Annotated in this window: 12 protein-coding genes; all 12 read left to right on the top strand. The window is 27.3% G+C overall.

Going from position 1 to position 13,557, the window contains the following annotated elements; all coding sequences use genetic code 11:
* Positions 1-8 precede the first annotated feature (8 nt).
* The 12 genes from rsmA to BQ2505_RS07040 are packed head-to-tail and all read left to right on the top strand — an operon-like array spanning position 9 to position 13,485.
* On the top strand, positions 9-803 hold the full coding sequence (gene rsmA / locus BQ2505_RS07095) for a 16S rRNA (adenine(1518)-N(6)/adenine(1519)-N(6))-dimethyltransferase RsmA (RefSeq protein WP_074017068.1): 795 nt from the start codon (positions 9-11) through the stop codon (positions 801-803).
* A 6-nt stretch (positions 804-809) separates the two neighbouring features.
* Complete coding sequence (locus BQ2505_RS07090; protein WP_074017067.1) at positions 810-1,052, top strand: DUF4911 domain-containing protein; 243 nt, start codon at positions 810-812, stop codon at positions 1,050-1,052.
* An 11-nt stretch (positions 1,053-1,063) separates the two neighbouring features.
* Positions 1,064-1,303, top strand: coding sequence for a KH domain-containing protein (locus tag BQ2505_RS07085; protein WP_074017341.1), 240 nt, complete (start codon positions 1,064-1,066; stop codon positions 1,301-1,303).
* A gap of 8 nt (positions 1,304-1,311) precedes the next feature.
* Positions 1,312-1,833, top strand: coding sequence for a ribosome maturation factor RimM (gene rimM / locus BQ2505_RS07080; RefSeq protein WP_074017066.1), 522 nt, complete (start codon positions 1,312-1,314; stop codon positions 1,831-1,833).
* Positions 1,830-2,564, top strand: coding sequence for a tRNA (guanosine(37)-N1)-methyltransferase TrmD (trmD, locus tag BQ2505_RS07075; protein WP_074017065.1), 735 nt, complete (start codon positions 1,830-1,832; stop codon positions 2,562-2,564). The genes rimM and trmD overlap by 4 nt, the downstream gene beginning before the upstream one ends.
* A complete protein-coding gene (locus BQ2505_RS07070; RefSeq protein WP_074017064.1) occupies positions 2,554-3,117 on the top strand; it encodes an RNA methyltransferase in 564 nt (187 codons plus the stop codon). Before trmD ends, BQ2505_RS07070 begins: the two co-directional genes overlap by 11 nt.
* A gap of 27 nt (positions 3,118-3,144) precedes the next feature.
* Positions 3,145-7,509 (top strand): PolC-type DNA polymerase III, encoded by a 4,365-nt coding sequence (locus BQ2505_RS07065; RefSeq protein ID WP_074017063.1) that lies wholly within the window; start codon positions 3,145-3,147, stop codon positions 7,507-7,509.
* Between the two features lie 11 nt (positions 7,510-7,520).
* Positions 7,521-8,807: a serine/threonine protein kinase gene (locus tag BQ2505_RS07060; protein ID WP_074017062.1), complete on the top strand. Its 1,287-nt coding sequence runs from the start codon at positions 7,521-7,523 to the stop codon at positions 8,805-8,807.
* Complete coding sequence (locus tag BQ2505_RS07055; protein ID WP_074017061.1) at positions 8,797-9,570, top strand: MlaA family lipoprotein; 774 nt, start codon at positions 8,797-8,799, stop codon at positions 9,568-9,570. Before BQ2505_RS07060 ends, BQ2505_RS07055 begins: the two co-directional genes overlap by 11 nt.
* An 18-nt stretch (positions 9,571-9,588) precedes the next feature.
* Positions 9,589-10,947: a dipeptidase PepV gene (pepV, locus tag BQ2505_RS07050; protein WP_074017060.1), complete on the top strand. Its 1,359-nt coding sequence runs from the start codon at positions 9,589-9,591 to the stop codon at positions 10,945-10,947.
* Positions 10,948-10,959: 12 nt separating this feature from the next.
* Positions 10,960-11,829, top strand: a complete 870-nt coding sequence (locus BQ2505_RS07045; RefSeq protein ID WP_074017059.1) for a DUF2156 domain-containing protein — start codon at positions 10,960-10,962, stop codon at positions 11,827-11,829.
* 36 nt (positions 11,830-11,865) lie between these two features.
* On the top strand, positions 11,866-13,485 hold the full coding sequence (locus BQ2505_RS07040; RefSeq protein WP_074017058.1) for a Na/Pi cotransporter family protein: 1,620 nt from the start codon (positions 11,866-11,868) through the stop codon (positions 13,483-13,485).
* The last annotated feature ends 72 nt before the right edge of the window (positions 13,486-13,557 follow it).

Below are 13,557 nucleotides of genomic sequence, written 5' to 3'. Positions count from 1 at the left end.
GAGAGAAAATGGAATATAAACATAAGAAAAAGTATGGTCAAAATTTTTTGAATGATAGAAATGAAGTTTTAAATAAAATAATTGAAGTTTCTAACATAAATTCTGAGAGTAAAATTTTAGAAATAGGACCAGGTCAAGGTGCTTTAACAAAGTTGTTATTAGAAAAAGCCAAAAAGGTTACTTGTATAGAAATAGATAGAGATTTAGAAAATTTCTTAAGAAAAGAGTTTTCAAATAAAGAAAATTTTGAATTAGTTATGGGAGATGTTTTGGAGGTTGATTTTGAAAAATATATTGAAGAATCAACAAAGGTGGTTGCAAATATACCTTACTATATAACTTCTCCTATTATTAATAAGATTGCTAAATATAGAGAACTAATTGATGAAGCCTATATAATGGTTCAGAAAGAAGTAGGAGAAAGAATTTGTGCAACAAAAGGGAAAGAAAGAAGTGTATTAACTTTAGCTATTGAATATTTAGGAGAAGCAGAGTATCTATTCACTATTTCTAAAGAACACTTTACACCTGTTCCAAATGTAGATTCGGCTTTTATTTCAATAAAGTTTTATAAAGATAAAAGATATGAAAAATTAATTAATGAAGATTTATTTTTTAAATATATAAAAGCTGCATTTTCAAATAAAAGAAAAAATATAGTTAATAATTTTGCAACAATGGGGTATTCTAAAGATATTGTGAAAGAATATCTAAATAAAGTAAATATTTCTGAAAATGAAAGAGCAGAAAATGTGTCGATAGAAGATTTTATACAAATAATTAATGTTTTTGAAGGTAGATGATTTTTTGTGAATAAAAGTTATGAATTTTTAATTCAGAGTAAAAGAGAAGATATAGATTTTATAAATAAAATAGTAGAAGCCTATGAAGGTGCCGGAGTTGTGAGAACACTGGATCCTGTGAAGGGGATAATTAGTGTTATTTCTACTGATGACTTCAAAGATTTTATGAGAGATATTTTGATTGATTTGGGTCAAAAATGGGTTGAGTTGAAGATAATTGAAGAGGGTGCTTGGAGAGGTACTCTATAATGGAGGATATTGTGGAAAATTTAGAAAATTTAATTAATTATATTGTAAAAGAATTAGTTGAAACAAAAGAAAAAGTAAATATAACTTATGAAATTTTAGATTCAACTGTAACTTTTAAAGTAATGGTTGAAAAAGGTGAAATGGGAAAAATCATAGGGAAAAATGGATTGACAGCTAATGCTATAAGAGGAGTTATGCAAGCTGCAGGAGTTAAAGATAAATTAAATGTTAATGTTGAATTTTTAGATTAGGAGATAATATGGAACTTTTGGTAGCAGGAAAAGTTTTAGGCTCTCATCATTTAAAAGGAGAAGTAAAAGTAGTATCAGATTTAATCAATGTTGATTTGCTGGTGGGAAATAAAGTTCTTCTTGAATTGGAAACAGACGAACAAAAAATATTTACTGTCAAAAAAATAGATAAATTTGTAGCTAATAAATGGATATTTTCATTTGAAGAAATAAACAATAAACAAGCAGCTACTGAAATAAGAAATGCTAAGATAAAAGTTAGAAGAGATATTTTAGGAATAGCAGAAGATGAGTATTTAGTAAGTGATATGATAGGTTTTAAAGTGTATGATGTGAAAGAAAATGAGTGCCTTGGAGATTTAGTTGAAATTATGGAAACAGCAGCTCATGATATTTATATTGTTGAAAGTGAAGAATTTGAAACAATGATTCCAGATGTTGATGTTTTTATAAAGAAAATTGATTTTGACAATAAGAAAATTTTAGTTGATACTATAGACGGTATGAAGGAACCTAAGGTAAAAAAATGAAAATAAATATCTTGACATTATTTCCTAAAATGTTCGAAGGATTTATAAGTGAAAGTATAATTGCTAGAGCTATAAAATCTGAAGTAGTTGAATTTAATATAGTGGATATAAGAAACTATTGTTATGATAAGCATAAACAAGCTGATGATATACCTTTTGGTGGTGGAAACGGAATGGTAATGAAACCAGAACCTATTTTCAGAGCTTTGGAAGATGTTAAAGGAAAAGTTATTTATACTTCTCCTCAAGGTCAAAAATTAAATCAACAACTTGTTAAAGAAATTTCAGAAGAAAAAGAAATAACCATTATTGCTGGTCATTATGAAGGAATAGACGAGAGAATTGTAGAGCACAAAGTTGATATGGAAATTTCGATAGGAGATTTTGTTTTAACTGGAGGAGAACTACCAGCAATGATAATAGCAGATGCTATAATTAGATTATTACCTAATGTTATAAAAAAAGAGTCCTATGAAAATGATTCGTTTTTTAATGGTTTGTTAGATTATCCACATTATACTCGTCCAGCAGATTTTAATGGAATAAAAGTACCTGATGTTTTAATATCTGGAAATCATAAAAAAATAGAAGAGTGGAGAATAAGAGAAAGTTTAAAAAGAACTTATATAAGAAGAAAAGATTTGTTAGAAAAAAAAGATTTAAGTAATTCTGAGAGAAAAATTCTAAATGAAATAATCAAAGAATTGGAAGGACAAAATAATGAGAAATAAAGTTTATTTGAGTTTAGTTCATTATCCAGTATACAATAGAAATAAAGATGTAGTATGTACATCAGTAACTAATTTTGATATACATGATATTTCAAGATCTTGTGGGACATATGAAATAAAAGGATATAGATTAGTTGTGCCAGTAGATGCACAAAAAAAATTAACAGAAAGAATAATAGGTTATTGGCAAGATGGGACAGGAGGTCAATACAATAAGGATAGAGAAAAAGCTTTTAGAAGTACAGATGTAATGGAAAGTATAGAAGCTGTAATTGCTGAAATTGAAAGAGTAGAAGGGGAAAAACCTTTAGTTATAACAACATCTGCTAGAATTTTTAATAACAGCATTAGTTATGAAAATTTATCAAAGAAAATTTATGAAGATGACAAACCATACTTATTGTTATTTGGTACAGGTTGGGGATTGACAGATGAAGTTATGGAGATGTCTGATTATATACTTGAACCGATTAGAGGAAATTCAAAATACAATCATTTGTCAGTTAGAGCAGCTGTTGCAATAATTTTAGATAGGTTATTTGGTGAAAAATAATTTTAAAATTAGAATAAGGAAAAGGTTATGAGTGAACAAGTTTTTATAGAACCAAATATAGAGTTTTTTTCTAGGTTAGGATTAAATAGTATTAAAATTAATAGTATTATTTTAAATAAAAGAGCAAAAAAAATTATTTTTAATTGCTCTGTTTCTTCGTTAGATTGTATAAATGATATAGATTTGATATATAATGATATTTTATCAAAATTTGGTTCTGAATTAGATATTGAATTTGTAACGGAAAGTAAAAATTTAAACTTGGAAACTGAAGAGGATATAAAAAAAATTATAAATAGGGCTATAGAACGATTGAAAGTAAAAAATTCAACCTCTAAAGCCTTTTTGCGTTTTTATAAACTACATATCAAAGAAAAGCTTATAATTGTTGAATTAAATGACTTTAGTCATAAAAATATATTAGAGGAAATGGGAATTGCAGGGAAAATTGAAATTCTTTTAAATGAATATGGTTTAAATAATTATAGAGTATCATTTAAAACAGGAGATTTATCAAAAGAAGTTGTTGATTTTAAAGAAAAAATAAAAGAAGATATCAAAAAAAATGAAAAAGAGTTTCAAGAAGAAGTAGCAAAAAATCTTCCAGTTAATCAAAGTGTTGAAACAAAAGAAGTGTTTAAAGCAAAATCTGATTTTAGAAGAGGATCTAAGACAAAAGAAATTAAAGAAAACTCTATCTCTATGAAAGAGTTTTATCAATTGTATGATGGAGAATCTTGCGTTGTGGAAGGAGAAATTTTTTCAACTGATGAATTAACTACAAAAACAGGAAAAATATTAAGAACTTTAAGATTAACAGATGGAACAACTTCTATTACAGCTAAATTTTTTAGTGAAGCTGATGAAAAATTCGATTTGTATGATGAAGTTAATGTAAAAATAAGTGGAAAAGTTTCAACAGATACTTACTCTGTTCCAAATGAAAAAATAATAATGATAAATACAATAAATATTTTAGAAAAAACTGGGAAAAATAAAAAAGATAATTCTGAAGAAAAAATGGTAGAGTTACATACACATTCAAAAATGAGTGAAATGGTTGGAGTAACTGATATAGAAGATATCATAAAAAGAGCCAAAGAATATGGGCATAAAGCCGTTGCAATAACTGATTATTCTGTAGTTCATTCTTTTCCGGGAGCATATAAAACTGCTAAAAAACTTTCAACAGAAGAAGATAAAATGAAAATAATTTTTGGTTGTGAAATGTATATGGTAGATGATTTGGCTCCTATGATAACAAATCCAAAAGATAAAAAAATAGATGAAGAAGAGTTTGTTGTTTTTGATATAGAAACAATGGGATTAAACTCTCACACTCATGAAATTATTGAAATTGGAGCAGTTAAAATAAAAGCTGGTAGAATATTAGATAGATACTCTCAATTGATTAATCCAGGAAGACATATTCCTGAACATATTACAAATATAACTTCTATAACAGATGATCAAGTAGCAAATATGCCAAAGATTGATGTAGTTATAAAAGAATTTGTGGACTTTATTGGAGAAGCTGTTTTGGTTGCTCATAACGCTCCTTTTGATATTGGATTTATAAAAAGAGATATAAAAAAATATCTAGCTCTTGACTATGAATGTTCTGTGATAGATACTTTGCAGATGGCAAGAGATTTATTCCCAGATTTAAAAAAATATGGTCTTGGAGATTTAAATAAAACATTAGGTCTAGCATTGGAAAATCATCATAGAGCTGTCGATGACTCTCAAGCAACAGCTAATATGTTTATTATATTTTTAGAAAAATATAAAGAACAAGGATTTGAATATTTAAAAGATATAAATAATGGATTTGAAGTAAATAGAAAGAAACAAGGTTTGAAAAACATCATAACTCTTGTTAAAAATCAATCTGGATTAAAAAATATGTATAAGCTAGTTTCTGAAGCTCATATAAAATACTTCGGTAATAAAAAAGCTAGAATACCTAAATCAGTATTAAAAGAAAATAGGGAAGGTTTATTAATAGGAACTTCTTTATCAGCTCATTTTATGAATACTGGAGAATTAGTTGATCTTTATTTGAGAAATGATTTAAAAAAAATAGAAGAAAATATTAAATTTTATGATTATGTAGAATTATTACCTAAATCAACATATAATGAAGTTATAGAAAAAGATAATACAGGAGCTTTAGGTTCGTATGAAGAAGTTGAAGAAATGAATAAATATTTCTACGAAGTAGCTAAAAGAAATGAAGTTTTGGTTACTGCAAGTTCAAATGTACATTATCTTGAAGAATATGAAGATATTATTAGATCGATATTATTATATGGAAGTGGAACTGTTTATAGAGAAAATCAATATAGAATAGATAACGGTTTTTATTTTAGGACTACAGAAGAAATGCTAAAAGAGTTTAGTTATCTAGGTGAAGAAGTAGCAAAAGAAATTGTAATAGAAAATACTAATAAAATTGCAGAAATGATAGAAGATGTACAGCCGATTCCAAGCGGATTTTATCCTCCAAAAATGGATAATGCAGAAGAAATAGTAAGAACTATGACTTATGAGAAAGCTCACAGGATATATGGTGAAAACTTACCAGAGATAGTTAAAGCCAGACTTGAAAGAGAGCTAAATGCAATTATAGGAAATGGATTTTCAGTTCTATATTTATCAGCACAAAAATTAGTAAAAAAATCATTGGATAATGGATATTTAGTTGGTTCAAGAGGATCAGTTGGTTCTTCTTTAGTAGCATTTATGATGGGGATAACAGAAGTTAATGCTTTATATCCACATTATATATGTGATAATCCAGACTGTAAACATTCTGAGTTCATAGAAAGAGAAGGAGTTGGAATAGATTTACCTGATAAAATTTGTCCAAAATGTAACCAACAGCTTAGAAAAGATGGATATTCTATACCTTTTGAAGTTTTTATGGGATTTAATGGAGATAAAGTTCCAGATATAGATTTAAATTTTTCAGGAGAATATCAATCTGAAATTCATAGATATTGTGAGGAACTATTTGGTAAAGAAAATGTCTTTAAAGCAGGAACTATTTCAACTTTGGCTGAAAAAAATGCTGAAGGATATGTGAAAAAGTTTTTTGAAGATCATAATATAAGCCAAGCTAAAGCAGAAATTATGAGATTGGGAAGATTATGTCAAGGAGCTAAAAAGACAACGGGTCAGCACCCAGGAGGAATGGTAATTGTTCCTAAAGAAAATTCGATTTATGAATTTTGTCCTGTTCAAAGACCTGCCAACGATGAAACAAGTGAATCAACAACAACTCATTATGATTATCATGTTATGGATGAGCAATTAGTAAAACTTGATATACTTGGTCATGATGATCCAACAACAATAAAATTACTTCAAGAATATACAAATATTGAAATTAAAGATATACCTCTTGCTGATAAAGATACTTTAAAGATATTCTCATCAACAGAGTCATTAGGTGTAACTCCAGAGCAAATAGGAAGTGAAATAGGAACTTATGGTATACCAGAATTTGGTACAGGTTTTGTTAGGCAGATGCTTATAGAAACAAGACCTACAACATTTGCAGAACTTGTGAGAATATCTGGGCTATCTCATGGAACAAATGTATGGCTAAATAATGCTCAAGAATTTGTTAAAAATGGACAAGCAACCTTATCCCAAATAATAACTGTTAGAGATGACATTATGAACTATCTAATAGATCAAGGAATAGAAAAGGGAACTGCATTTAAAATAATGGAATTTGTTAGAAAAGGAAAACCTAAAAAGGAACCAGATAGTTGGCAAAAACATTCTGAACTTATGAAAGAAAAAGGAGTTCCAGAATGGTATATAGAATCTTGCAGAAGAATAGAATATATGTTTCCTAAAGGTCACGCAGTTGCTTATGTAATGATGGCTATGAGAATAGCATATTTTAAAGTTCATCAACCACTAGCTTTTTACGCTGCATTTTTATCAAGAAAAGCTGATGATTTTGATATGGAAATTATGAGTAAGGGAGTTCTAGCAAAAAATAAATTAGAAGAATTAGATAAAATTATTCAAGAAAAGAAAAAATTAGATGTTAAACAGAAAACAGAACAGGCAATCTGTGAAATTATAATTGAAATGGAAGCAAGAGGAATAGAACTACTTCCAGTGGATATTTATAAGTCTGAAGGTAAAAAATTTACTATTGAAGATGGTAAAATTAGAATACCATTAATAGGAGTAAATGGTCTTGGAGGAGCAGTTATAGATAACATTTTAAATGAAAGAAAAGACGGAGAATTTATTTCTGTTGAAGATTTAAAGAGAAGAACAAAGATGTCACAGACAGTAGCAGATAAATTAAAAGCTATTGGAGCAATTGCTACTTTAAATGAAACGAATCAAATTTCATTATTTTAAAGGAGGAAGATTTGAGGAAAGTAATTTTAATGGTAAGTTTATTTTTTATAGTGTCATTTGGAATAAGTGCTTATAATTTTCCAATAGATAATCCTTATTCGGCAACAATAATAGGAAGTTCAACGCTTATGACACCGGGAATAAAAGAAAAAATTCCAACAAAGTATTATGATGTTAAACTAAAAGATGAAAAAGATATACCAGATGTTTTTTGGTATGCAAAAGATTTTAAATTTTCTTTTACAAAGCAAAAAAATAAAAAGGCACCTTTAATTTTTATTTTAGCAGGAACAGGTTCTGATTATAAATCAGTTAGAGTAAAAAATATGGAAAAAATATTTTATACAGCTGGTTATCATACTTTGTCAATTAGTTCACCTATGAGTGCTCAATTTTTAATATCTGCATCAAAAAATGTTGCACCTGGTTTACTTTTAAATGATGGAGAAGATATATATAATGCTATGAAAGCTGCTTATAATAAAATAAAAAATCAAATAGATGTTTCAGAATTTTATATTATGGGTTATAGTTTAGGTGCAACAAACTCTGCTATTGTATCTTTTATTGATGAAAATGAAAAAGTCTTTAATTTTAAAAGAGTATTTTTAGTAAATCCAGCTGTTGATTTATATAGTTCAGCAGTAAAATTAGATAAATATTTAGATGATTTAACTGATAAGAAATCTCTTGGAATACAAAACTTAATAGAAGGTACTTTAGTAAAAGCTAAAGGATTAATGCAAGGAGAAAATAATAAATTAAACTCTGACGCTATTTATGAAATAGTAAAAGGAGATTTTTTATCAACAGATGAAAAAAAAGCATTTATAGGACTTGCATTTAGATTGAGCTCTATAGATTTAAATTTTATATCTGATATATTTACTAAAAGTAGAGTGTACACTAAAAATCCAGAAAGTATAAATAAATTTACAAATTTAAAACCTTATTATAGTGAAATAAATTTTGCAAATTTTGAGGATTATGTAAAAAAAATAGGCTATCCATTTTATAATAAATTAAGAGATGGAAATTTTAATCTCGAAGGTTTAAAAAAAGAAGCAAATCTAAATATTATAGATGAATATTTAAGAAATTCAGATAAAATTGTGGCTGTAACAAATAAAGATGAGTTAATATTGAGTGAAGAAGATTTTACATATTTAAAAAATACATTTAAAGATAGAATTATAATATATCCAAAGGGTGGACATTGTGGAAATATGTTTTATAAAGAAAATGTTGATATTATGGTAAATTATATAAAAAATGGGGTGTTTAAATATGAAAATTAAGAAACTATCTTCAATATTCCTATTTTCATTAATTTTTATAGCTTGTAGTAATAATCAAATTAATACTGAAGAGAACAGTTATAATGAAACAATAAAACCAGAGAATATTAATATTCTTGAAGTACAAAATTTTATAGCTAATGAACCAGATCCGTGGGAACCATTTAATAGAAAAATGTATTATTTAAACCATCAATTAGAAAAAATTGTGGTTAGTCCAGTTATAAATACATATAGATATATAACACCTGATTTTGTTGAAGATAGAGTAACAAATTTCTTTAAAAATACTAGAGTTTTAAATACTTTAGTTAATTCTACTTTACAAATGAAAGGTAGAAAATCTATGAAAGCTTTAGGGAGATTGAGTATAAATACTATTTTAGGATTAGGTGGAATGTTCGATGTAGCTTCTAAAATGGGAATGCCTAAGCCTTATGAAGATTTTGGACTAACTCTAGCTCATTATGGAGTAGGGAGAGGTCCATATATAGTCTTACCTTTATTTGGACCTAGTTATTTAAGAGATGGAGTTGGAATGGCTGTTGATACAGGAGTTTCAAGATATACAGATTTTTATAAAAGTATGGAATTATTTAATACTAATAGTATAGGAATGACTACACTTAAAGGCGTAGATAAAAGAAAAAGTGTTCCGTTTGAATATTATGGAACAAGTTCTCCATTTGAATATGAGTATGTTAGATATTTATATAGTAAATATAGAATGTTACAAGAGGAAACAAGAAAAGAGATATTTTAAAAATAAGGAGGAAAGAATATGGATTTAAAAGAAAAAGTGCTAGAGTATAAAGAAGAAGTAGTAAAAGAAATACAAAATGCAATTAGAGTTAAAAGTGTAAAAGAAGCACCTCTGCCTGGAATGCCATTTGGAGAAGGTCCAGCTAAAGCATTAGATCATTTTATGGATTTGGCTAAAAAATTAGGATTTAAAGCTGAGAAATTTGATAATTATGCAATGCATATAGATATGGGAGAAGGAAAAGAAACATTAGGAATACTTGCACATGTTGATGTTGTCCCTGAGGGAGATAGTTGGACTTATCCTCCATTTTCAGGAACTATAGCAGATGGTAAAATCTTTGGAAGAGGAACATTAGATGATAAAGGTCCGGCAATAATATCACTTTTTGCAATGAAAGCAATAGCAGACTCTGGTATAAAATTAAATAAAAAAGTTAGAATGATTTTAGGTGCAGATGAAGAAAGTGGAAGTGCTTGTTTAAAGTATTATTTTGGTGAATTAAAAATGCCTTACCCTGATATAGCTTTTACACCTGACTCTAGTTTTCCAGTAACTTATGCTGAAAAAGGTAGTGTTAGAGTAAAAATAAAGAAAAAATTTAATACTTTAAAAGATGTAGTAATAAAAGGTGGAAATGCATTTAATTCTGTTCCGAATGAAGCTCATGCAACAGTACCAGTGGAATTTTTTAAGACAGTTGAAAATAAAAATAAAGTAGAATTTTCAAAAGAAGGAAATTTTTATAAAATATATTCAGCAGGAATCCCAGCTCATGGAGCCTATCCAAGTAAGGGATATAATGCAGTATCAGCATTATTTGAAGTTTTTAAAGGTTTAGAAATAAAAAATGAAGAATTAAAAGGTTTGGTTTCATTTTTTGATAAATTTGTAAAAATGGAAACTGATGGAAAGTCTTTTGGGGTTAAATGTACTGATGGAGAAACTGGAGATTTAACTTTGAATCTAGGAAAAATAATTTTAGAAGATAATGAACTTGAAATTTGGCTAGATATGAGAATACCTGTAAAAATAAAAAATGAAGATATTATAGAAACAATAAAGAAAAATATAGAGGATTATGGATATGAATTTGTTTTACATTCTAATACTCAACCTCTATATGTCGATAGAGATAGTTTCTTAGTGTCAACTTTAATGAATATTTATAAAGATATGACAGGAGATATAGATGCAAAACCAGTAGCTATTGGTGGAGGGACTTATGCAAAATATGCAAAAAATGCTGTGGCTTTTGGAGCATTACTTCCAGAACAAGAAGATAGAATGCATCAAAGAGATGAATATTTAGAAATTTCAAAAATAGATACATTATTAAAAATTTATGTAGAAGCAATTTATAAGTTAGCAAAATAGTTAGGAGAAATTATGCAGAGTAAATTAACAATAGAATCAAAAGATTCTATTGAAGAATATACTAAAAATAGATATGAGATATGTGATTTAAGTTTTACAAATTTATTTTTGTGGAGCTTTGGAGAAAATACAGAATATGAGATTGAAAATAATGTTTTGACTATAAGAAGTTTTTATAAAGGAAAAGAATATTACTTTATGCCACTTCCTAAAGAAGAAACCACTGAAAATATTGAAGAGATGAAAAGAAAGATAAATAAACTTATTGATAAAAAAGTACCAATTCATTATTTTAATGAATATTGGTATGAAAAATTAAAAGATGATTTTCCTTGCTTAAAAGAAAAAAGAGATTATGAAGACTATATTTATTCTTTTGAGAGTTTATCTACTTTAAAAGGACGACACTATTCTAAGAAAAAAAACAGAGTAGCTAATTTTAAAAGAAATTATGACTTTGTATACGAAAGTATAACAAAAGAAAATATTCACGAAGTTATAAAATTTCAAAAAAAATGGTTTGATCTTTATTCTGATTCAAATGAAGAAATATTAAGAAATGAAAATACAGGAATACTTGAAATTTTAAATAATTGGGATAAATTAAATATCAAAGGCGGGCTTTTAAAGGTAAATAATGAAGTGATAGCATATACTTTAGGAGAAAAAATAACTCAAAATACTGTACTTATCCATATAGAAAAGGCATTAATTGATTATGTTGGAAGTTATCAAGCAATAAATATGTTTTATTTAGAAAAAGAATGGGAAAATATTGAGTATGTAAATAGAGAAGATGACTTTGGAGATGAAGGGTTAAGAGAAGCAAAGATGTCATATAAACCTTTGTATTTATTAAAAAAATATAGTATAGAAAACTAATAACAAAGAACCTAGCTAAAGCTAGATAGGAGGATTATGTATTTAAAAATATTATTACAACTTATTGGGGGATTAGGCTTATTTTTATACGGTATGGAACACATGTCTTCAAGTATGCAAAAAATAGCAGGACCAAAGCTAAAGAAAATTTTAGCTTCCCTAACTAATAATAGAATTTTAGGAATTTTAGTTGGAATAATTGTAACTGCTTTAGTTCAATCATCATCTGTGAGTACAGTTATGACAGTTGGTTTTGTAAATGCTTCACTTTTGACATTAAAACAAGCATTAGGTGTGATATTAGGAGCTAATATAGGGACAACTATTACTGGTTGGTTACTTGTATTAGACATAGGTAAATATGGGTTACCAATAGTTGGAGTTGCCAGTATTCTTTTGATGTTCACAAAAAAAGAGAAGTCAAGAATAAATTTAAGTGCAATAATTGGAGTAGGTTTAATATTTTTTGGATTACAACTTATGAGTCAAGCTCTAAGTCCTTTAAAAGATTTACCAGAGATAATTAACCTTTTTAAAATGTTTAAGGTAGATTCGTATTTTGGATTATTAAAAGTTACAGCTGTTGGTGCAATTATAACAGGTTTGATTCAGTCTTCTGCAGCAACAATTGGAATAACTATAGCTCTTGCAACACAGGGACTTATAGATTATCAAGCTGCTGTTGCTTTGGTTCTAGGAGAAAATGTTGGGACAACAGTAACAGCACTACTTGCTTCATTAGGAGCTAAGCCTAATGCAAAGAGAGCTGCTTATGCTCATACTTTAATTAATTTGATAGGGGTAATTTGGGTTACAACAATTTTTAGATATTATCTACAATTTTTAGATATATTTATTGATTCAAAAGAGCATATTGGGCCAGCAATAGCTGCAGCTCATACAATATTTAATGTTACAAACGTGATTGTCTTAACTCCATTTGTTTCTTTTATAGATAAATTTTTATTGTATATAGTAAAAGACACAGAAACAGATGAAACAAGAGTAACAAAACTAGCTTCTTTACAAATGACATTACCAAATTTAATTATAGATCAGACAAAAATAGAAGTAAAATCTATGGCTGATATTATAAAAAATGTATTTTTGAAATTAGAGGAAAGTTTAATTGATAGGGATAAGATTCAAAAATACAATGAAGAAATAGTTGAAGCTGAAGAAAAATTAGATTTATATGAAAAAGAAATATATGATTCAAATTTTTCTTTATTAAGTAAATCATTAAGTCAAAATCTTATTGAAGATACAAGAATGAATTTATTGGCTTGTGATGAGTATGAAACTATAGGAGATTATCAAAATAGAATAGCTAATAGATTATATATGATATTTGAAAATTCTATTGAACTAGATGAAAAAAGAAAAACAATGTTATTTAAATTACATAGTTTAACTGTTGAGTTATTTTCAGATATAAGTAAAGGGACTGAAAATAGAGAAAAAGAACTCTTTTCTACAGGAATTAGAAAATATCAACTAGCAAAAGCATATTATAAAGAAGTAAAAAAAGAGCATTTTTCTAGTTCGGAAACAATTTCACCAAAAGTAAATACTGGATATCTAGATATTATAAATTTCTATAGAAGAATTATGGATCATACTTATAATATAATAGAATATGTCATGAAAATATAGGCCAAATTAAACTCTCGAACTTTTTAATAAGATTCGAGAGTTTTTCATTCTCTATAGGAAAGTATAAAATTA

Origin of the sequence: Fusobacterium massiliense (assembly GCF_900095705.1) — a bacterium.
Classification (GTDB): domain Bacteria; phylum Fusobacteriota; class Fusobacteriia; order Fusobacteriales; family Fusobacteriaceae; genus Fusobacterium; species Fusobacterium massiliense.
This window is presented reverse-complemented; position numbering and strand designations above follow the sequence as displayed.